We start from the raw sequence: 21,046 nt of genomic DNA, 5'->3' as shown, positions 1-21,046 counted from the left end.
AAACACTTGTTTTTAATTTATAGACAGTTTACTATATAGATAATTTAAAAGCAAGGAGTTATTACTCATGAATAAAAACTATACAAGCACTCGTAACAAGCAAATCCAACTCTCATCTAAGGAAGCCATCAAAAAAGGCTTTGCCGATGATGGTGGGCTTTTCGTCTACCCCGAATTATCCCAACTCAAGGTTGATCTCAACTCTATGGAAGAAATGAGTTATCAACAAGTTGCCGAAGTCGTTCTCGAAAAGTTATTGCCAGACTTTTCCACAGTTGAAATAAAAACCAGCATTGCCAACGCTTACGACCATAGTTTTGACGCCACCGAAATAACTCCGCTTGTTAAAGTTAACAATTTCCACGTACTCGAACTATTCCACGGACCAACTAGTGCCTTCAAAGATATTGGCCTCCAAATGCTGCCTCAATTGATGAAACGTGTCTTAAAGAAAGATAACAAGGTCATGATTTTGACAGCTACAAGTGGTGACACTGGAAAAGCTGCCTTGGAAGGATTCAAGAATCTTGATCAAACAGCTATCACAGTCTTTTACCCACACAATGGTGTCAGTAAGGTACAGCAACTTCAAATGGAAACAACTGATGGCAATAATACTGAAATCACTGCCATTAAAGGAAACTTTGACGACGCTCAGAGCAATGTTAAAAAAATCTTCAACGACCAAAGTTTGAAACAAAAACTCGGCGATAACATCAGTCTATCTAGCGCCAATTCCATCAATATCGGTCGCTTGATTCCCCAAGTTGTCTACTACTTTGACGCTTACTTACAATTGGTCAAACAACAGGAAATCAAGCTGGGGGAGAAAGTTAATTTCACTGTCCCTACTGGTAACTTTGGTGATGTGTTAGCCGGATTTTACGCTAAACAAATGGTACTACCTGTAAATAAATTTATCGTTGCCAGCAATGCTAATAATGTTCTAACAAAGTTCTTCAACACAGGTATCTACAATCGCAATATTCCTTTCTTGCAAACTGATGCGCCAAGTATGGATATTCAAATTTCTAGCAACTTCGAACGTCTGCTTTATTACAAGAGCAACGAAGATACTGATTACGTTAAGAGCTTAATGGATGAACTGGAATCAAAGGGTTCTTATCAAGTTTCTGAAGCAATCTTGAAGAGCATCCATGAAGACTTCTATTGTGAGTTCGCAACTGATAAAGAAATTGAAACTACTATTAAAGACGTTTATCAAAAAGATAATTATCTGATGGATCCACACACAGCAGTTGGTTACAAAGTCATGCGTGAATATCAAGCGACTGACCCTGATACGCCATCAATTTTATTGAGTACTGCTAGTCCTTATAAATTTGTTCATGTCGTAACTAAATCACTCCTAGATGAAACATTTGACGATGATTACGAAGCTATGCAACGGTTACAAAAATTCACTAATCAACCAATTCCTCCAAATTTAGCAAAAGTCTGGGACTTGCCAATTCTTCACCAAGATGTCATCCCCCAAGACGATATGGAAAAATACGTTTTAGAGAAAGTTGAGGATAATTTCAATGATAAAAATTAGTGTCCCCGCAACAAGTGCCAATCTAGGTGTCGGTTTCGACTGCTTAGGCTTGGCCGTCTCCCTTTATTCAACAGCGTCATTTGAACCGAATGATAATAAATTAAATATCAGTGGTTGTGCTCCCAAATATCAATCTGAAGATAATCTTATTTATCAGGCTTTTGTCAAAGGCTGCCAATTTCTAAAACAGGATGTTCCTAACGTCAAAATCACGATTGATAATCATATTCCGATTTCTCGTGGACTTGGTAGTTCGGCATTTTGTATTGTTGCCGGATTAATGGGTGCCAATGAGTGGTTTGACAGTGGTTTAACTAAAGAACAACTGTTGGATTTAGCCACTGAAATTGAAGGCCATCCTGACAATGTTTCACCCGCAATTTACGGAAATCTAGGTGCTTCATTTATTGATGCCAATGATGTCCAAACAGTCCACTTTGAAGTTGCCTCAGATTTACATTTCGTCGCCTTGATTCCTAACTATCAAGTCAGCACTGAAAAAGCCCGTCAGATTTTACCAAAAGAGATGTCATATCAAACAGCCATTTATCAAATTGGTCATGCAGTTGCTTTATCCAAAGCCTTTGAACTCGGTGACTTGAAGTTGATCAAATCAGCCATCGTTGACAAGATGCATGAACCTTACCGTTCTCAACTTATTCCTGACTATCAAGTTGCCAAGGAAATTTGTCAGGAAAACGGCGGTGTAATGTACATCAGCGGCAGTGGTTCCACTATGATGGCCATTACTACTGACAGTGAAGCCGCCGATAAAATTATTTCAAATATCAAACAGAGCTTTCCCAATTGGGAAACTCACCATCTAAGTGTTGATACTAAAGGTGCTACTGCAATTTAACTTTTTAATTTCTCCCCGATTATAAACACTCAAAAAGCGTTCTAAAATTGATTTTAATTAATCAATCTTAGAACGCTTTTTATCTTTAATTACATTTTAGTACCAAAAATAGACTGAATATAAGCATATTTGAATATTCTGAAATTCAATTAAGACCGACTAATTAGTCGGAAGAGCTGGGAAATATTTGTGTGCCGTGGTAGTGGTATAAGTACGGGAGTTAACTCCCGTACTTATACCACCGGGCGTGTTTGGAGACTTGACGAACTATGTCAAGGCTTCAAACCGAGGTTCGAGACCGTACTTTGGCTCGGACCGTCCCGCACAGCTTGTGAATATTTTCCAGCTCTGTAGACGGGATATTTAACTAACACTACACGTTATCCTTTAGAAACCATCTGCAATTGCCGACGATACTCTAATGGAGTTTGATGATACTGTTCTTTAAAGGCTGCGTAAAAGCTTTTTTCATCTGGAAAACCGGTATTCGCAACGATTTCTGTGAACTTATCGTCTGTTCTTTCAATCAACTCAGCTGCCTTTTGAATCCGCAAATGAGTTAAATATTTCTTCGGAGAAATCCCTAAATACTTTTTGAACAGCTTAGAGAAATAAGCATAACTATAATTATACTTTTTCGCCATATCTGATAATTGGATCTCATCTCGATATTGTTGATGAAATTCTGCAATTATTTGTGAAATCACTTCCGGAATATCATGTTTGAGTTCCTTATCAAGGGTAAAATTCTTAATCAAAATACTGATTAATTCAACTGAGGTGGTCAATTGGTTCAAATGATTATCTTCAGATAAATTTTCCGTTTGAAAATCTTTCGTCTTATTAATCAAGTTAACTAAATCCATAAAAGGCAAAATTTGACTGTCACGTGTTGGCGCCTTGATTAAATCAAAGCTCTTCTCTTTCACGGTTTGAGGTAAACAATGTTTGAGCCAATCATAATCAATCAACAACGTGACAATTCGTTGATCATCGGTAATATACGTATTAAAACTGTGAATCAAGCGTGAATTAATTACATAAACATCCCCAGCTTCCAATTGATATTCCTGATCTTCGATAAACATAGTTCCCGGATTTCCTTTAGCCACGTAACAGACTTCAATTGCTTCGTGCCAGTGTGGGACAATAAATTTCTTTCCTATTGGACGATGATAAATGCACTTAATGGGATTTATGTAATCAAACTCTAACAGTTCCATTGGTGTTGCCATAATTAAACACTCCTTTTGCTTCAAGACAACAAATGGTAGTTGTTTGAACATATTTAAGGTTATTATCATAATTGTAAGCGTATACAATAGGGCTTGTCAATGAGATATTACTAATATCTACAATTTAAATCATCTCTAAGGAGCAAAAAATGGCACATATTCAGGTTAATTACTTTTCAAATGTTCTCGTAAAGGATTGTCAAATGGATGTCTTGCTTCCTCAAAGGACAGCTGACAATCCCGAATGGACTAAAGATACACTAACTGATTTGCCCGTAATTTATTTACTGCATGGTATGAGTGATGACAACACTTCTTGGTTGCGTAAGACTCGTCTTGAACGATTGGTCAAACATTTACCAATTGCAATAATTTTACCCAATGCCGACCTTAGCTGGTATGCCAACACAACCTATGGCATGGATTACTATGATGAAATTGCGATTGAATTACCAAAAATCATCCACGAACTCTTCCCTCAGATCTCAACTAAACGTGAGAAAAACTTCATTGCTGGGGCTTCTATGGGTGGCTACGGAGCTTATAAAATTGCTCTATCCACCAATCATTTCAGTCATGCGGCCGCTTTATCAGGTGCTTTCAATCCCAGCGGCTCAAGTGAAACTCTCGAAAGTTTCCGCAGCAAGGAATACTGGAATGGAGTTATCAACCAACGTGACGATTTCGAAAATTCACCTGAAAATCTCATCCACTTAGCTAAGCAAAAATTAGCTCTAAATGAACCAATGCCAAAACTTTACGCTTGGTGTGGTCGACAAGATTTTCTCTATCAAGATAATCAAACATTTATCAAAAATTTAGGGGCTTTAAATATCTCAGTTGACACTGAATTTACTAATGGCAAGCACGATTGGTATTACTGGGACAAATTTATCGAAAATATTTTGGAATGGTTGCCTATCGGTTATGTTCCAGAAGAAAGATTGTGTTAAGGATGCCGTTCCGCACAGCTTGTGAATATTTCCCAGCTCTGGAGACGGCATATTTAACCAGCACCACACGTAAAACTATATATTAAGGGGGATCCATCATGGACTACTCAACAGATGCAAAACAAATCATTGCCGAAGTTGGTGTCGATGAAAACATCAACACATTGATACATTGTATGACGCGACTTCGTTTTACCCTCAAGGACGAAAGTAAAGCTGATGGCGCTGCACTTGAAAAAATGGGTGTTGTTATCAAAGTTATGCAAGCTCAAGGTCAATATCAAATCGTTATTGGTAACAAAGTCACTGATGTATTTGATGCTATCTTGAAACAGCTACCTCGTTTGGCGACTGAAGATGGTCAAGCAGTTACTGAAACAGTGACAACTGAAAAAGCTGTTCCTCAAGGCTTTGGAGCTAAATTTAAACACGGTTACGATGAATTTATCGGTGTCCTAACAGCTTCTATGATGCCAATTATCGGAGTCCTTGCCGGTTCTGGTATTACTAAAGGTATTCTAGCCGGTTTGGTTAGTGCCAATGTTTTGAGTGACAAATCCGGTATCTTCATGCTTATTAACACGATGGCCGACACAATTTTCTACTTTTTACCTGTTATTCTCGGATTCACTGCCGCTAAGAAATTAGGCTCAGATCCAATTGCTTTGGCAGTCATCGGCGCTTTCCTAATTCACCCTAATATTATCGGAATTGCTTCAGCCAAGGTCCCCGAAGTCGGACTGTGGAGCGGTTTTGCAGTCAAAGTTATGAACTACTCGGGATCAGTTTTTCCAATCATCGTTGCTGCCTGGTTAGGTAAATACGTTGAACGTTATCTCAAGAAAGCTATCCCTGAAATGATTCAAAGTATCTTCGTTCCTATTTTAGAAATCATTATTCTATCATTCGCTTTACTACTATTAGTTGCTCCAGTTATCACCGTTTTGAGTAAAGGTTTAGCTGATGGAATTTCAGCATTACTATCATTCAATGGTATTATCGGTGGGGCTATCTATGGTGCTTTCTATCCAATCTTGGTAGTCTTTGGTCTACACTGGCCACTCATCCCTATCGTTATCAACGATTTAGCCGTTACTGGTCAAAGTGTTATCTGTGCTTTAACATCAATCACAGCCGTTGGTATCGCTGGTGGCGTGCTTGCAGTTGCTATTAAAACTAAAAAGAAGAAACTCGAAGCTCTCGGTTATTCAGCTGGTGTTTCAGCTTTCTGTGGAATTGCCGAACCTTCACTATACGGTATTCTTTTGAAATATAAACGTGTCTTCTACATGGTTATGATCGGTAATGCTGTCGGTGGTGCTGTTGCCGGTGGTATGCACTTAGTTATCTACGGATTTACTGGAAGTCTGATTGGTTTCCCATCCTTTATCAACCCTAAAACTGGTATTGACGGTAACTTTACCGCTTATGTCATCTCACATTTAATTGCCTTTGGAGTTGCCTTCGTTTTAACATTCCTCTTTGGATACAACGACAAGATGGAATCATCTGATGCAGAAGCTTAATAAATTATAGAAAAGACCTTCGGGTCTTTTTTTATTGCCAATTGTATTTTAAGTAAAAATAAGCTACTATCAAGTTAGATACTTATTTTAGCTTAAAAGTGGTGATTGCTTATGCAAAAAGAACGCTTAGATTTAATTTTAAAGACTTTACAGGAAAAACAGACTTTAACTCTCAAAGAAATCATTGATTTAACTGACTCCTCACGTGATACTGCCCGTCGAGACATCGTCAAATTGACTGAGAGTAACTTAGTTGAACGCAGTTACGGCGGCATCAGCATGCCCAATACTTTCAAAAAATTGGATGGTTATTTAGAACGAAGCGATGATTACGTTAATACCAAGCGTGAGTTAGCCAAAAAGGCTGCCATATATGCCAACCAAGCAACCCAGATTTATTTGGATGTTTCGACAACGGTTGAATTCATGCCGAAATATTTAACCAATCAGAATCTCTTTGCCGTAACTAATTCACTCGACATTGCCGATCAATTAATCCGTCATTCACCTTGTAAGGCTCGAATTCTCGGAGGTAATCTGGATGCCGAAAAACGTTGTGTAACTGGCACTAGACCATGTCTAGATTTAGAAAATTATACTTTCGACTATGCTTTTTTAAGCAGTGTGGGGATTGACGAAAACGGTATTTATTACGCTTATGAAGACGATATCGACTACAAAGCTAAGATTCGCAAACAAGCCAAGAAATTAGTTTTACTCTTAGATAGCAGCAAAGTTAATGTTAAACACAACTTTAAAGTCCTCAACCTTGATCAAATTGATTACATCATTACCAACAGCCATTTACCACAGAAGTTGGAGAATCGTTTATTAAAATCTAAAACGCAAATGATTTACATCTAAGGAGAAATTATTTATGTCGAAAACAATTTTATTTGACGTCGATGGGACGCTTGTCGATACTGAGAAAACTATCATTAAATCATGGCAAAAGACCTTGAAAGATACGCTGAATATTGAACCGGCAGCCGAAGAGTTATTTTACGTCTTAGGAATTCCCGGAACCAAAGCTGTTCAGAAGTATTCCAACAGTCCTCAACAAAGTAAAGAATTACTGACTCTGTGGGAACAAAACGATCACAAGATGTTTCATTACTCAGAACTATTCGACGGCATCATCAGCATGTTGCAACAATTGAAAGCCAATAACATCAAATTAGGTGTCGTTACTTCAAGAACCAATCAAGAACTACAACTAGTGTTGAATAATTTTGACCTCGAAAAATACTTTTCCACATTCATCACCGCTTCAAAAACAAAACTCCATAAACCAAACCCTGAACCAATCCTCAAGGCAATTGAAACACTACAAATTGACCCAGCTGAAACATTGTATATCGGCGATTCAATTTATGATTTTCAGTGTGCTCGCAACGCTAATGTCGAATTTGCTTTAGCCAGTTGGGGATCTAAAGATAACCCCGAGTTTTCAAAAGTTGATTATTTATTGAAACAACCAACCGATTTAGTTAAGTTGGTTTAAAAATTTACAAAAAAAACTAGTAATCATTAAGCGATTACTAGTTTTTTTATACTTATTAAAATAATTGAAGCATAAAAATATCAGAATCCAGAGATGACGCTGCCTTCTAAAACACAATAGCCGAAGGTTGCAAGGATGGAGACTGCTGTGAAGGTAGAGTCAGGACGGTGATTTTCCGTTCTTACTCTACGGGGCGACTTTGGAGACTTGCCGAACTCTGGCAAGGCTTCAAAGCGAGGTGGGAGACCTTGGCTCCCGCCGGTCCCCATAGCTGTCTGCCATCCTTGCGGCCTTCGGTGGCAACCACCCAACTAATTTAAATATTTAAATACTTGTTGCCCAGCCTGACGACCAAAAATAACTGTCTCAGCAATTGAATTTCCACCGATACGATTATTTCCGTGTAATCCACCGACAACTTCACCGGCAGCGAACAATCCAGCAATAGCTTTTCCAGCTTCATTAAGAACTTGAGTCTGATGGTTAATTGCCACGCCACCCATTGTATAGTGAACAGCTGGTGCAATATGGATTGCATAAAATGGTCCGTCAGAAATATCTCTTTCCATACCAGTTGTACGACCGAAATCTGCATCATCATGATTCTTAACTGCTTGGTCCCACTTCGATACAGTCTGTTCCAATTTGTCAGCGTCAACATTAATTTCTGCTGCTAACTCGGCAATTGTTTGTCCAGTTGTAACTAAACCAACATGGTCATAAAACTCAATAGCTTTAACACGATTTCTAATGTCACGATCAAGAATCAAGTAAGCACCAGTTCCACCTAAATCATCGATTGCCTTAGTAACATTCTTTCTCGTGTCCAATTCATTGACGAAACGTTGACCATCATTATTAACCAAAATGGCACCCTCGCCACGAACTGCTTCACCAATCAAGAATGCGTGTGGAGTATCCTGTTGAACTGTTGGGTGCACTTGGACTTGGTCCATATCCACTAATTTAGCACCGACTTTTTCAGCCAATTTCAATCCGTCACCAGTTGCTCCAGGTTGATTAGTTGTCCGTAGATTTAACAAGTCAGAACGATATTTTGCCAACAAATCTTTTCCAGCACCAAAACCACCAGTAGCTAAAATTACAGTTGGCGCTTTGATCTGAACTTCTTTTTCGGCATCAGCTTTGACACCAGCAATATGGCCATCTTCAAGCAACAAATCAGTTACTTTAATATTGTCGAACAATGGAATTTTATCCTTAGCAATCCACTTCAACAATTCAGTTACCAAGTACCCACCAATTGGTGCTAAAGTGCTGGGACGATGTGTTCTCATTGTTTTCATCCCACCAGAAATTGTTAGGTCATTCAACTTAATATCGTGTTGAGCCAACCAATCAATTGCTAAAGCTCCGTGTTCTGTGAAAAACTTCAATAGTTCAGTATTATTTTGTTTGCCACCGCCGACATAAGTTTCATTATAAAATTCTTCAAAACTATCAACAATTTTGTGGTCAAGTTGAACTGAAGTTTCTGCAGCATTCATACCCGATGAAGCTCGAGTAGTATTGCCACCCAATTTATCCATCTTTTCCAAAATAACTGGTGAAAGTCCCAATTCGTGTGCTTGAATGGCAGCGGTTAAGCCAGCCCCACCGGAACCAATAATGATAACGTCATAATGATCCTTTAATTGTTCAATTTTAGTTGGTTCAAAGACAAATTTTTCTGCCATGCTATTTCTCCTCAATGTTAGTCATATCAATCGGTACAACCCATTTATCGAATTGTTCCTCAGTTACCAAGCCAGATTTAAGTGCAGCAACTTTCAACGTTGTGCCATCATGTAACGCTTGTTGGGCAATTTCGGCACTTTCATGATAGCCAATGTGTGGTGACAAGGCTGTAACGGTCATCAATGATTGGTCGACTAGTTCTTCCATACGCTCTTCATTGACTGTCAAACCGGCAATCATCTTGTCAGCAAAGCCATACATTGTACCAGTTAATAAATCAGCTGATTCCAAAAATGTATAAATTAATACTGGTTTATAAACATTCATTTCAAAGTTACCTTGACTGGCAGCAACATTGATAGTGACATCATTTCCCATCACACGCACTGCAGCCATCGTAATTGCTTCAGCCTGTGTTGGATTAACTTTACCTGGCATAATTGAAGATCCTGGTTCATTAGCTGGAATATTCAATTCGCCATAACCAGATCTGGGACCACTACCAAGAAAACGGACATCGTTAGCAATTTTCAATAAATCACTTGCCAAAGTTTTGATAGCGCCATGGACAACGTTTAAGCCGGAATGAGCTGCTAGGCCAAAAAATTTGTTAGTGTCAGCTGTAAATTCATGCTCATAAACGACACTCACTTGTTCAGCAATTTTATCAGCAAAGTGAGGTGCAGCGTTCAAACCAGTTCCGACAGCCGTGCCGCCCATTGCCAATTCGCCAAGAGTTTTGTTCAACGTCTTCAAATAAGACAAATCATGTTCAAGCATGCTGACCCAACCACTGACTTCTTGTCCGAAAGTTAAAGGTGTCGCATCTTGCAAATGTGTCCGACCGATTTTGACAGTCTTCCAATACTTAGCTTGTTTTTGCTTCAACTCATCAATCAAATGTTGAATTGAGACTTCAAGTTTATCAACTGCTATAGCAGCTGTAATGTTCATTGCTGTTGGAAAAATATCGTTGGAACTTTGACCATGATTAACATCATCATTAGGCAAAATTTCAATTTCAGAATTGATTCTCTGGGCAACATGCGCCACAACTTCATTGACGTTCATATTAGTTTGCGTACCAGAACCCGTTTGATAAACGACCAAAGGAAAGTCTTTTCGCAAGTCAGCATCATCAAGGCTTAAAAGTTGATCAATTGCCTCAACAATTAAATCAGCTTTCTTAGCATCGATTGCTTGAACTTCTTTGTTGGCAATTGCAGCTGCTTTTTTAATTTGCAACAATGCTTTGATAATTTCCAATGGCATCTTAGCACCAGTTGAAAAATTATTACGACTACGTTCAGTTTGCGCACCCCAGAGTGCTTCAGCTGGAATTTTGACAGCCCCTAACGTATCTTCTTCAATTCTATAATCAGACATATTTTCCCTCCAAAACAAAATAATTACCTCAATTATAACGGAGTTGGGAGCCGTGACAAAATAAAAGATGCCGCATGAGGTGTGGGAATGTAGCCTGCGGTGTGACCGGCGAAAGCCTTGTGTCTCGCACCTCGATTCTGAGCTTCGCAAAGTACGCGAATCTCAGAATACGTCGGTGGTGTAAGAAAGGAAAAACACCTTTCTAACACCACCCTCACTGCGGTCTATATTACTGCCCACCTTCAGCTAAATTATTTTTCACTTATTTGGTATTAAACAAATACTTTTTAATATTATTTAATTTGTAAATTTAATATGATGCTTTTTGGATATTTTGAAAACGAAATTCAGAATAAGTGATTTCATTAGTGCGATAGAAATGATAATCAATTAAAGATTAAATTAGTCGGAAGAGCTGAGAGTATTCATCTGCTGCGAAAGTGGCGTTATGGCTTTAGCCATTACACCACCGGGCGTGTTGGAGACTTTTCGACCTTTGAAAAGGCTTCAACCGAGGTTCGAGACCGCACTGTGGCTCGAACCGTACCGCGCAGCAGATGAATACTCTCAGCTCTGGAAACGGCAAATAAAAAAATCCCTCAAGATTTAATAATCATTGAGAGATTTTTATTTCTAAATTAATACTCCGATACTCAAGAAGATAAGTATCAAAACAACTATCATAATTAAAAGTTTTGTGACAAATTTCATCCACTTATCGAAACCGACGTTAACCATTGCCAAGGAAACTAAAATCAGGCCTGTTGGTGCAACTAGTCCGATTAATCCTTGTCCCCAGTTATAAGCGTTGATAATCATGGATCTGTCAATTCCAACTACATCGGCCAATGGTGCCATGATTGGCATTGATAGTACGGCCAAACCTGATGATGATTGGATGAAGAATCCAAGGATAATGTAAACGAAGAATAGTACACAGATGAACAAGACACTGTTCATACCTTTAATTTGGTTACTGAAGTAGTTCATTATGGTATCGCTGACGTAACTATTTTCCATTACGATACCAACTGATCTAGCTAAACCAACTGTCAAAGCGACTCCAAGTAAATCTCCAGCCCCGGAAACAAAACTGTCGACAAATTGAGTTTCTTTCAAACCAGCGGTAAAAATCAAAACGTATGTTACAGCTAAGAAGACTACGGCAATTTCTGTGAAGTACCAGCCTAATTGCTGCACACCATAAATCATAACTACGAAACCTAAAGCAAAGACGATTAGTGATAACTTCTGGCGCATCGTAAAGTCACCTTTACTGTCCAAATCTAAATCGCCCAAGAATTTCTCTTTATCCGACTCTGCTTGATCAGCAACAAATGATTTCGATGGATCTTTTCTAACTTTTTCAGCATAGTGAATCGTGTAAATAATTGAAATACCAATAGATGCGACCCACATCAAAACTCTCATTGTCATTCCGTCGGTAAAGTTGATACCAGCAGCGTTTGAAGCGATAACTGTTGAGAACGGATTAATGGTCGAACTCATCGAACCAATCGCGGTACCTAAATATACCGCCGCAACCACGGTCAACGTATCATACCCTGCCAGTAGGAAGATTGGAATTAGTATTGGATAAAAGGCAATCGTTTCTTCAGCTAAACCAAAAGTGGTCCCACCTAAACCAATCAGCGCTGTAACGATAACAATCAACCATTTCTGCTTACCTTTTAGTTTTTCAGACAGCCTCATCATCCCAGAGTTCATCGCTCCAGTTTTATTAACGACCCCGATAACACCACCAAGGATCAGCACGAAAACAATGATATCGACACTATCAACAATACCTTGAACTTGTGACGTCAAAAATTGATTAATAGTCCCTAAGACACCACGTTTTGGTTTCTTAATTTCGTGATACGTGTTGGGAATTGCAGCCGGACGATAAATTGTACCATCCTTAAATTTGGAAACTTTAATCTTAATCTTGTACTTGTCGAGTGTCTTTTGTGTAGCACTCTCTTTAAGTTTCTTACCAGAAGCTTCGGTAATAACAAATTTATCCAAATCTGAATTGTATTCCAAGGTACTATATTTACCCGACGGAATAAAGAACGTCAGAACTTGAACCATAAGTAAAACAATAATAATAACGGTATACGCGGAAGGAAAGCTATGTTTCTTCTTTTTAGCATTAGCCATAATTGTCCCCTCTTTTCCCATATAATTAAATCCTTCACAAATTAATTATAACAGGAAAAGAAAACGTTTCCATTACATTATTAGAATATTAATTTATTTACGTTTACTGTCCTTAATGGCACGTAAAGCGCGTTTGCGAGTCTTTTTATTAGGGCTCTTCAACATACGATAAGCTGTTGCAGTGTTCATTTTTTCCATAATAAATTTCTCCTTACCAACTAGCTTTCTTAACGCCAGGAATCTGACCGGCATGAGCTAATTGTCTAAAATTCAAACGAGACATCCCAAACTTGCGCATGTATGCATGTGGACGTCCATCTAATGAATCACGGTTCTTTAAGCGAACGGGACTTGAGTCTCTTGGTAGTTTAGAAAGAGCGATATAATCACCCTTAGCCTTTAATTCCTTACGAATTTCAGCATAACGAGCTACCAATTCTATTTGTTTTTTGTTTCTAGCAATTTTTGATTTTTTTGCCATTATAATAACCTCTTTATTTTTTATAGATAACATTGTGGTGCTAATTAAATATGCCGTCTCCAGATCTGATAGTATTCCCCTGCTGTGCGGACCGGTCCGAGCCAAAGTACGGTCTCGAACCTCGGTTTGAAGACTTGCCAAAAACCGGCAAGTCTCCAAACACGCCCGGTGGCGTAATGGCTAAAGCCATAACGCCACTTCCACTGCGAGTAAATACTATCAGATCTTCCGACTAAGTGTTTTTTAACAAAATAATTATAAAAACACTCTTGCATATGGATATAATTTTTTTAAATATCTCAATGATAAAAATTATAAATAGATATTGGGTTAAAACTTCTATTAAGTTGATTTTAATAGTTAGATATTGCCGATAGCAATCAAAATATCTAACCCCAAAACTAAGTACAAACATCCTAGCCGGAGGTGGGCAGCAATTCACCCGCAGTGAAGGTGATGTAAGGACGCAAGTCCTTATATCACGGGACAACTTTTGAGACGTGGGTTTCGGCTCAAAAGCAAGGTTCAAGACCGCTCTATGACTCGAACCGGTCCCCACAGCGGGTTGAGATTGCTGTCCACCTCCGGCGGCATCCCCGAATAAAACTAAATAGTAATTTTTACCATCTGTACATATTATTCATTTTATTAATTAATGTCAAATAATTAGTTTCATTTTAAAATAAATAAAAAGCTTGCATTTAATTCGGTACCGAACTATAATTCTTTTTGCAATAAAGTTCGGTACCGAATTAATTTAATATAAACGAAATGAGGACTTTTAAATATGAGTAAACTTACAGAGGACTTAATGAAGCAACTCCGCTTTATCAGTGAGGCTGGCAATTTCTATATGGGACAAAAGAAACAGAAACTTACTGGGCAACAACGAGTTCTGGCTATTCTCAAACTTGAGGACGGTTTAACTCAAAATTATCTAGCTGAGGTTTTGGATCTGCGCCCTAGTTCAATCGCTGAACTATTGAAGAAAATGGAAAATAATGGCGACATTACTCGGACTGAGGACGAAAAAGACAAACGTACTAAGCACGTTCACCTAACTGATACTGGTCGTCAAAAGGCTGATGAGAATGCTTCTCTGAAAAATGAAGACTATAGTGAGACCTTCTTTGCTGGTTTAAATGAGGATGAGAAAACTCAATTCAGTGAATATCTTCAAAAGATTTCTGACGGTTGGGATGAAGATTTTAAAAATAATTCCGCTAAATTCGTTGATCCAACTGATAAATTTAAAGCCATGTTAAATATGCGTGATCAGATGATGCACATGCGTGATGACATGACTGATGAAGAAATCCAGAATTTGCGTCATGAAATGCACAAGAATATGCGAAACATGCCATTTGATGGTCGCTGCCGTCCTAATTTTAACGGTCACGAAAACTTTGGACACGGACACCGCCCAGACTTTCCCAATAACTTTTGGAATGGTTATAAATTTTAATTTAGTGAGGATAATACAATGCACGATGGAGCAATGATGCGAGCTGAATTACCAAAGCGTAATGGTACATTCAAGTTTCGAGATTTTATGCATTTAATCAGTAGTGTTAACCCTAAGAAAGGCTTATTTATTCTAGGGATGCTGCTGAGTTTAGTTACTAGTGGTGCCAGTTTGATTGTGCCACAGCTTACGAAAGGCCTAGTTGACACGAGTGGGCTTTCTAAAATTGACGGTAAAATGTTGGCCGTTTTGATTCTAGCTTTCTTAATTCAATTGGGATTTGGGACAGTTGGAGGTTACATTCTGCGTTATGTCGGCGAAAGCTCTGTTAAAACATTACGTGAAAAACTCTGGGCTCACCTCTTGAATTTACCAGTCGATTATTTCGATAATCACAAATCTGGTGAAACTAGTTCACGTTTAGTCAATGATACGAGCGTTATCAAGGATTTAATTACGTCACAATTTCCCAACTTTATTACTGGTGCGATTCAATTAGTCGGTTCAATGATTATTCTTTTCTTCATGGACTGGCGCATGGCATCATTGATGTTTGGGATAATTCCAATTTTCGTACTGATCCTATTACCAATTGGTAGAATCATGTCAAAATTGGGACGGAAATTACAAGCTGCTACAGCCGACTTCAATGCTGATGCCAGTGAAAAATTATCTGAAGTTCGTTTGATCAAATCTAGTAATGGTGAATCTTTTGAAAAAACTACTGGTGGTAATTTAATTGATAAAATTTTCAAAGTTGGAATTAAAGATGCCCGTGTTGAGGCTGTTTTACAACCAATCATGACAACTGCTATGCTGGGTATCTTCGTCGGAATACTAGGATACGGTGCTGTTAGAATTCAACAAGGTACTTTATCAAGTGGTTCTCTAGTCGCGTTCCTTCTATATTTATTCAATATCATTACACCTGTGGCCAGTTTTGCTACATTCTTCTCCCAAGTTCAAAAAGCTATGGGTTCAACTGAACGAATTCAAGAAATTTTGAATACTGAACCAGAAGTTGCCACAACTGGAAAATCCGTTGATGTTGAAGGTCAAACTATTACCGCTGCACATTTGGATTTCAGTTATGATACTGACAAACAAATTTTGCACGACGTTTCTTTCGAAGCTACGCCTAATACTGTAATCGCCTTTGCCGGACCTTCTGGTGGTGGTAAATCCACAATTTTCTCACTACTAGAAAGATTTTATCAACCAGATGATGGAACGATTTTAATTGGTAAACAAGATATTAAAGATATCGACCTTGCTAGCTGGCGTTCACAAATCGGTTATGTCTCTCAAGATAGTGCCGTCTTTGCGGGTAGTATCCGTGATAATTTGCAATACGGCTTAGATAAACAATTAACCGATGATCAGTTATGGCACGGACTAGAATTGGCTTACGCTGACGAATTCGTCCGCAACTTCCCTGACCAACTCGATACTCAGATTGGTGAACGTGGTGTTAAACTATCCGGTGGTCAAAAGCAACGAATCGCCATTGCCCGAGCCTTTCTCCGTGATCCAAAGATTTTAATGTTGGACGAAGCTACCGCTAGCTTGGATTCAGAGTCTGAAGAAAAAGTTCAACGTGCCTTGGATCAATTGATGGTTGGCAGAACCACTTTAGTTATCGCACATAGATTGTCAACAATCGTTGATGCAGATCAAATTTACTTCATTGAAAACGGATCTGTCACTGGACATGGAACGCACCAAGAATTGATGCATGATCACGCACTATATGCTGAATATGTTAAAGAACAAGTCGTTAACTAATTCAAAAGCAGGTAACTGAGACTTTTTCTCAGCACCTGCTTTTTTGATGTTCATATTTAAAAAATAGTTGGCACTAAGCCACCGTCAACACGTAATGCTTCGCCAGAAAACGATGATGAATCCGGACTAGCAACGAATGCTGTGAAACGACCTACTTCTTCAGGACGAATCAAACGTTGGATTTGCGAACGTGAACGGTGATGTTTCATGAAATCTTCCTCCCACATGTCTTTAGGTAAATCGCTGTCTTGATACATATCATCAAGCATCTTCTGGACGCCTTCAGTCAAAGTGGAACCTGGCATGATGGTGTTGACTGTCACATGAGTAGCAACAGTCAACTTAGATAAACTCTTTGCCAGCGAGAGATTCATCGACTTTGTCATACTATATTGAGGCATTTCTCCGGACGGCATGATGGCCTCTTCACTTGCAATAAAGATGATACGACCGAAATCTTGAGTAAGCATTTTTGGTAAATAAAATTTAGCTAGAGAATTTCCCGCTAAAACGTTGACATGAAAGAATTTATCCCAAGTTTCATCATCAATATCGTAATAATCCATTGGTTGAAAAATACCCATATTGTTAACTAAAATATCAACTTTCGATACTTGATCAAATAATTTCTGACGGTCAGCTTCGTTTGCCAAATCTGCCGCAACTCCCAATGGATTTGTATCGGGAAAATCACGCTTAATTTCTGCCACAACCATATCAACTTCTGGCTGCTTTCTTCCATTAATAATGACATCAGTTCCCTCGCGGGCCATTTCAATCGCAATTGCCTTACCGATACCCTTAGTTGAGCCGGTAATTAAGGCTACTTTATTTTTTAAATGAAGATCCATTAAAAATACCTCCTAATTAGAAATCGAATTCGTCTGGATTGGGACCAACACGTAAGTCTTCATTCATGGCGTTGATTTTATCCATATCAGTTTGATCCAAGGTAAAGTCAAAAACATCTGCATTGCTTTGCATTCGTGCTGGGTGAACTGACTTAACAACGAGTAGGACATCCCTTTGAATATCCCAACGCAAAATTACTTGAGCAACTGACTTACCGTACTTTTCAGCAATATCCTGTAACGTTGCATCCTTCAAAATCTTACCTTGCATGAGTGGTGACCAAGCTTGAATCTTAATGTCATGCTTAGCTGCATAGTCACGAAGTTCACTTTGAATCAATTTAGGATGTGATTCTACTTGGTTCAAAACAGGTGTAACTGTAGCAAATTTAGCCAATTCCTCTAAATGGTGAATTTGGAAATTACTGACACCAATCGCTTTGATTTTACCTTCTTTATATAATTGTTCCAATGCCAAATATGAATCTTTGAAAGAATCATCACCAGGCCAGTGAATCAAATATAAATCTAGATAATCTAGTCCTAATTTTTGAAGACTGTCATTTGCGGCCGCAATCGTTTCATCATAAGTTAAATGGTTGTTCCAGACTTTAGAAGTGATAAATAAATCTTCACGTTGTAAATTATTTTCTTTTAGACCACGACGGATACCTTCACCGGTACCCTCTTCGTTGCCATAAACTTGCGCAGTATCAATCAGACGATAGCCTTGTTTGATGCCGTTAGCTACAACATCTGCTGTTTCCTCGTTAGGAATTTGGAACACACCTAAGCCCAATCCAGGAATGGCTGTGCCATTGTTTAGTTCAATACGATCATTTAATGAAGTAATCATGTTAATTCTCCTTGTTGTTGAATTCGTATTATTAATATAAACCGAATTGGATAACTTGGATAGTATGTACTTTTTGGTGATATAGGTACTTTTGGGTGCCTATCATGTAACGTGTGGTGTTAATTAAATATGCCGTCTACAGAGCTGGGAAATATTCTCAAGCTGTGCGGAACGGTCCGAGCCAAAGTTCGGTCTCGAACCTCGGTTTGAAGCCTTGACACGGTTCGTCAAGTCTTCAAACACGCCCGGTGGTATAAGGACGGGATAATATCCCGTCCTTATACCACTATCACGTCACACAAATATTTCCCAGCTCTTCCGACTAATTAATCGTTACTAATTGAACCTAAGAATATTCAATTTCTTTTATTATGTCCAACTCAATTTATACACTGAAACATAATCTGTGAGAATATCTACATCAAATTATCTACTAGCACTCCGCCTTATGTAATAATATACTGTCTCCATCAAAAAAGGGATGCTATCATCTAGCACCCTTTTTATTACGCTTTAATACTGAGATTATTCTTAATGTCACCGGCATATTCCTTCAAATTCTTCTGAACATCCCCACCAGCAGCAATAATTTTAACCACGGCATTTTCGATGAGAACTCCATCAACCAAGTCAGCAACTTTTTCAATTTGCTCTGTAGCAGTAATAATCGGGACGTCACTGACTGCTCTAATTTGTTGAACTGTCGCTTGTAATTGTTGTGTGGCCAATTCATCGCTCACACCAGCTTCTCCAAAGATTGAAATCACATAGATAAATCCTTCAGCAACTTGAGCTAATTTTTCAATTCGACCAGCTGATGTTGGTGCGACTGTTGGAATCAAATCAATTCCATACTTGTCAGCAAATGGTTTTAATTCGGCTTGTTCTTCAATTGGAGCATCAGGAATAATCAAACCATCAACATTTAACTCCTGACACTTCTGACAAAACTTATCGTATCCATACTTGAATGGAATATTTAAATACGTATCAAAAATGATTGGTACATCACTATTTTGACGAACTTTTTCAACAATTTCAAAAACAACATTTCTATTAACTCCAGCCTCAAACGCACGTAAGTCAGCCTTTTGAATCACTGGCCCATCGGCTACTGGATCTGAGAATGGTACTCCTAATTCAATAATATCAGCTCCATTTTCGGCTAAGGTCAAAATACTTTGAACGGTAGTTTCGACGTCTGGATCATCTGCAACTACAAATGGAATGAACACTTTTTTATCTGCAAATACTTCTTTTAAATTAGTCATCGATATCTACCCCTCTATACTTAGCAATTGATGCAACGTCTTTATCACCACGACCTGATACTGTACAAATAATAATTTGGTCTTTGCGCATTGTTGGAGCTAACTTCATCACATAGGCAATGGCATGACAACTTTCAATAGCAGCGATAATTCCTTCTGTTTTGGCGATATATTCAAAGGCATCTACAGCTTCATCGTCAGTGATACCAACATATTTAGCACGTTTCAATTCCGCTAATCTGGCATGCTCTGGACCAACACCTGGATAATCCAAACCGGCAGAAATTGAATAAACTTGATCAATTTGACCGTCAGAGTTTTGTAAAAATAATGACTTCATACCATGGAAAATCCCTACGGTACCACGTTCCATTGTTGCGGCTGTTTGGTCAGTATCGACACCCTTACCAGCAGCCTCAACTCCAATTAACTCAACGTCTTTATCATCAATATACTTGGCAAAACTACCGATTGCATTACTACCGCCACCAACACAAGCGACAACGGTATCTGGTAAGCGACCTTCAGCTTTCAAAATTTGAGCTTTGGACTCTTTACTGATAACACTTTGGAAATCGTGCACCATCTCAGGAAATGGATATGGGCCAACGGCTGACCCTAACACGTAGAAAGTATCATCAATTCTTGAAGCCCAGTTTTGCAAAGCAGCGTTAACGGCATCTTTTAAAACCATTGAACCGCTAGTTACAGGATGAACTTTGGCACCAAGCAATTCCATCCGATAAACGTTTAATTTTTGACGATCAGTATCAATTTTTCCCATGAAAATTTCACATTCCATTCCGAAAAGTGCAGCAATCGTAGCTGTAGCAACACCATGTTGACCAGCTCCTGTTTCAGCAATCAAACGTGTTTTACCCATTCGCTTAGCAATCAGTGCTTGGCCGATAACGTTATTGATCTTGTGAGCACCTGTATGATTCAAATCTTCACGTTTGAGATAAATCTTAGCCCCACCGAGATCTTTCGTCATCTTGTCTGCGTAATATAAAAGTGATGGACGATTAGCATAATTATTTAGCAAATCGTGTAGTTCCTTGAGAAAATCAGGATCATCTTTATATTTATTGTACGTATCCGCAACATTATTTAATTCATTCATCAAACCTTCGGGAATATATTGACCGCCAAATTCACCGTAATGACTGGCATCTTGAGTATCTTTTTGCATTTCTTTCATGAGTAGTTCCTCCAAATTAATTTAATATTATGTTTTAATCAATTTGAAGTTTGCCATCGTTCATTTTTCATTGTGCTGCCTCCTGAGGATAAAAAAAATCCGCCCATAAACTTATACAGTTTAAAGGGGTTCTATACTTTCTGGTATTGATGAATAATCAATACCAGTTTTTTTATGTCTTTTTCTAAGCAAAACAAAAGAACATTACTGTTCTCATGTTAGGATTTAAGCGACCAAACCCAATCCAAGGAGAG

Annotated in this window: 18 protein-coding genes; 8 read left to right on the top strand and 10 right to left on the bottom strand. The window is 38.5% G+C overall.

From position 1 onward, the window contains the following. Positions 1 to 67: 67 nt before the first annotated feature. Entirely contained in the window at positions 68 to 1,558 is a 1,491-nt protein-coding gene (gene thrC, locus AAA923_RS10140) for a threonine synthase (RefSeq protein ID WP_338216832.1), read from the top strand. Further along, positions 1,545 to 2,417 carry a homoserine kinase gene (gene thrB, locus AAA923_RS10135; protein ID WP_338216830.1) on the top strand — a complete coding sequence of 291 codons (873 nt, stop codon included), beginning with the start codon at positions 1,545 to 1,547 and terminating at the stop codon, positions 2,415 to 2,417. Before thrC ends, thrB begins: the two co-directional genes overlap by 14 nt. A gap of 380 nt (positions 2,418 to 2,797) precedes the next feature. On the opposite strand, the gene AAA923_RS10130 is transcribed toward thrB, so the two are convergent. After that, a complete protein-coding gene (locus AAA923_RS10130) occupies positions 2,798 to 3,652 on the bottom strand; it encodes a helix-turn-helix transcriptional regulator (protein WP_338216828.1) in 855 nt (284 codons plus the stop codon). 149 nt (positions 3,653 to 3,801) lie between these two features. Between AAA923_RS10130 and AAA923_RS10125 the strand changes: the two genes are divergently transcribed. From AAA923_RS10125 to AAA923_RS10110, 4 genes are all read left to right on the top strand, one after another. After that, positions 3,802 to 4,605, top strand: coding sequence for an alpha/beta hydrolase (locus AAA923_RS10125; RefSeq protein ID WP_338216826.1), 804 nt, complete (start codon positions 3,802 to 3,804; stop codon positions 4,603 to 4,605). A gap of 98 nt (positions 4,606 to 4,703) precedes the next feature. Beyond that, positions 4,704 to 6,131, top strand: coding sequence for a PTS transporter subunit EIIC (locus AAA923_RS10120; RefSeq protein ID WP_338216824.1), 1,428 nt, complete (start codon positions 4,704 to 4,706; stop codon positions 6,129 to 6,131). A 111-nt stretch (positions 6,132 to 6,242) separates the two neighbouring features. Beyond that, positions 6,243 to 6,995, top strand: a complete 753-nt coding sequence (locus AAA923_RS10115; RefSeq protein WP_338216823.1) for a DeoR/GlpR family DNA-binding transcription regulator — start codon at positions 6,243 to 6,245, stop codon at positions 6,993 to 6,995. A 13-nt stretch (positions 6,996 to 7,008) separates the two neighbouring features. Beyond that, on the top strand, positions 7,009 to 7,635 hold the full coding sequence (locus AAA923_RS10110; RefSeq protein ID WP_338216821.1) for an HAD family hydrolase: 627 nt from the start codon (positions 7,009 to 7,011) through the stop codon (positions 7,633 to 7,635). A 311-nt stretch (positions 7,636 to 7,946) separates the two neighbouring features. On the opposite strand, the gene AAA923_RS10105 is transcribed toward AAA923_RS10110, so the two are convergent. The 5 genes from AAA923_RS10105 to rpsN form a co-directional block, all read right to left on the bottom strand. Next, on the bottom strand, positions 7,947 to 9,332 hold the full coding sequence (locus tag AAA923_RS10105) for a flavocytochrome c (protein ID WP_338216819.1): 1,386 nt from the start codon (positions 9,330 to 9,332) through the stop codon (positions 7,947 to 7,949). Between the two features lies 1 nt (position 9,333). Continuing rightward, positions 9,334 to 10,719: a class II fumarate hydratase gene (locus AAA923_RS10100; RefSeq protein WP_338216817.1), complete on the bottom strand. Its 1,386-nt coding sequence runs from the start codon at positions 10,717 to 10,719 to the stop codon at positions 9,334 to 9,336. Positions 10,720 to 11,352: 633 nt separating this feature from the next. Continuing rightward, the gene (locus AAA923_RS10095) at positions 11,353 to 12,882 is read right to left on the bottom strand and encodes a YfcC family protein (RefSeq protein WP_338216816.1); all 1,530 of its coding nucleotides are present in this window, start codon (positions 12,880 to 12,882) and stop codon (positions 11,353 to 11,355) included. 93 nt (positions 12,883 to 12,975) lie between these two features. Further along, positions 12,976 to 13,080 carry a putative metal homeostasis protein gene (locus AAA923_RS10090; RefSeq protein ID WP_169751859.1) on the bottom strand — a complete coding sequence of 35 codons (105 nt, stop codon included), beginning with the start codon at positions 13,078 to 13,080 and terminating at the stop codon, positions 12,976 to 12,978. Between the two features lie 13 nt (positions 13,081 to 13,093). Continuing rightward, positions 13,094 to 13,363, bottom strand: a complete 270-nt coding sequence (gene rpsN / locus AAA923_RS10085; protein WP_338216814.1) for a 30S ribosomal protein S14 — start codon at positions 13,361 to 13,363, stop codon at positions 13,094 to 13,096. A gap of 787 nt (positions 13,364 to 14,150) precedes the next feature. Between rpsN and AAA923_RS10080 the strand changes: the two genes are divergently transcribed. Beyond that, positions 14,151 to 14,828 (top strand): MarR family winged helix-turn-helix transcriptional regulator, encoded by a 678-nt coding sequence (locus AAA923_RS10080; RefSeq protein WP_338216813.1) that lies wholly within the window; start codon positions 14,151 to 14,153, stop codon positions 14,826 to 14,828. Between the two features lie 18 nt (positions 14,829 to 14,846). Continuing rightward, positions 14,847 to 16,613, top strand: a complete 1,767-nt coding sequence (locus tag AAA923_RS10075) for an ABC transporter ATP-binding protein (protein ID WP_338216811.1) — start codon at positions 14,847 to 14,849, stop codon at positions 16,611 to 16,613. 56 nt (positions 16,614 to 16,669) lie between these two features. Here AAA923_RS10075 and AAA923_RS10070 read toward each other — a convergent pair whose 3' ends face one another. From AAA923_RS10070 to trpB, 4 genes are all read right to left on the bottom strand, one after another. Further along, positions 16,670 to 17,464 (bottom strand): SDR family NAD(P)-dependent oxidoreductase, encoded by a 795-nt coding sequence (locus tag AAA923_RS10070; RefSeq protein ID WP_338216809.1) that lies wholly within the window; start codon positions 17,462 to 17,464, stop codon positions 16,670 to 16,672. Positions 17,465 to 17,480: 16 nt separating this feature from the next. After that, positions 17,481 to 18,320, bottom strand: a complete 840-nt coding sequence (locus AAA923_RS10065; protein WP_338216807.1) for an aldo/keto reductase — start codon at positions 18,318 to 18,320, stop codon at positions 17,481 to 17,483. A gap of 506 nt (positions 18,321 to 18,826) precedes the next feature. Beyond that, positions 18,827 to 19,591 (bottom strand): tryptophan synthase subunit alpha, encoded by a 765-nt coding sequence (gene trpA, locus AAA923_RS10060; protein WP_338216805.1) that lies wholly within the window; start codon positions 19,589 to 19,591, stop codon positions 18,827 to 18,829. Continuing rightward, positions 19,584 to 20,792 (bottom strand): tryptophan synthase subunit beta, encoded by a 1,209-nt coding sequence (trpB, locus tag AAA923_RS10055; protein WP_338216804.1) that lies wholly within the window; start codon positions 20,790 to 20,792, stop codon positions 19,584 to 19,586. Before trpB ends, trpA begins: the two co-directional genes overlap by 8 nt. Positions 20,793 to 21,046: the final 254 nt, after the last annotated feature.

This window comes from Companilactobacillus muriivasis (genome assembly GCF_036246245.1).
GTDB lineage: Bacteria > Bacillota > Bacilli > Lactobacillales > Lactobacillaceae > Companilactobacillus > Companilactobacillus muriivasis.
Note: the sequence above shows the minus strand (reverse complement) of the source record. Positions and strands in the feature narration are given on the sequence as shown.

Bases quoted from the DNA above. Each gene is read 5' to 3' on its own strand.
- thrC (WP_338216832.1), top strand. From the start codon at position 68: ATGAATAAAAACTATACAAGCACTCGTAACAAGCAAATCCAACTCTCA.
- thrB (WP_338216830.1), top strand. From the start codon at position 1,545: ATGATAAAAATTAGTGTCCCCGCAACAAGTGCCAATCTAGGTGTCGGT.
- AAA923_RS10130 (WP_338216828.1), bottom strand. From the start codon at position 3,652: ATGGCAACACCAATGGAACTGTTAGAGTTTGATTACATAAATCCCATT.
- AAA923_RS10125 (WP_338216826.1), top strand. From the start codon at position 3,802: ATGGCACATATTCAGGTTAATTACTTTTCAAATGTTCTCGTAAAGGAT.
- AAA923_RS10120 (WP_338216824.1), top strand. From the start codon at position 4,704: ATGGACTACTCAACAGATGCAAAACAAATCATTGCCGAAGTTGGTGTC.
- AAA923_RS10115 (WP_338216823.1), top strand. From the start codon at position 6,243: ATGCAAAAAGAACGCTTAGATTTAATTTTAAAGACTTTACAGGAAAAA.
- AAA923_RS10110 (WP_338216821.1), top strand. From the start codon at position 7,009: ATGTCGAAAACAATTTTATTTGACGTCGATGGGACGCTTGTCGATACT.
- AAA923_RS10105 (WP_338216819.1), bottom strand. From the start codon at position 9,332: ATGGCAGAAAAATTTGTCTTTGAACCAACTAAAATTGAACAATTAAAG.
- AAA923_RS10100 (WP_338216817.1), bottom strand. From the start codon at position 10,719: ATGTCTGATTATAGAATTGAAGAAGATACGTTAGGGGCTGTCAAAATT.
- AAA923_RS10095 (WP_338216816.1), bottom strand. From the start codon at position 12,882: ATGGCTAATGCTAAAAAGAAGAAACATAGCTTTCCTTCCGCGTATACC.
- AAA923_RS10090 (WP_169751859.1), bottom strand. From the start codon at position 13,080: ATGGAAAAAATGAACACTGCAACAGCTTATCGTATGTTGAAGAGCCCT.
- rpsN (WP_338216814.1), bottom strand. From the start codon at position 13,363: ATGGCAAAAAAATCAAAAATTGCTAGAAACAAAAAACAAATAGAATTG.
- AAA923_RS10080 (WP_338216813.1), top strand. From the start codon at position 14,151: ATGAGTAAACTTACAGAGGACTTAATGAAGCAACTCCGCTTTATCAGT.
- AAA923_RS10075 (WP_338216811.1), top strand. From the start codon at position 14,847: ATGCACGATGGAGCAATGATGCGAGCTGAATTACCAAAGCGTAATGGT.
- AAA923_RS10070 (WP_338216809.1), bottom strand. From the start codon at position 17,464: ATGGATCTTCATTTAAAAAATAAAGTAGCCTTAATTACCGGCTCAACT.
- AAA923_RS10065 (WP_338216807.1), bottom strand. From the start codon at position 18,320: ATGATTACTTCATTAAATGATCGTATTGAACTAAACAATGGCACAGCC.
- trpA (WP_338216805.1), bottom strand. From the start codon at position 19,591: ATGACTAATTTAAAAGAAGTATTTGCAGATAAAAAAGTGTTCATTCCA.
- trpB (WP_338216804.1), bottom strand. From the start codon at position 20,792: ATGAAAGAAATGCAAAAAGATACTCAAGATGCCAGTCATTACGGTGAA.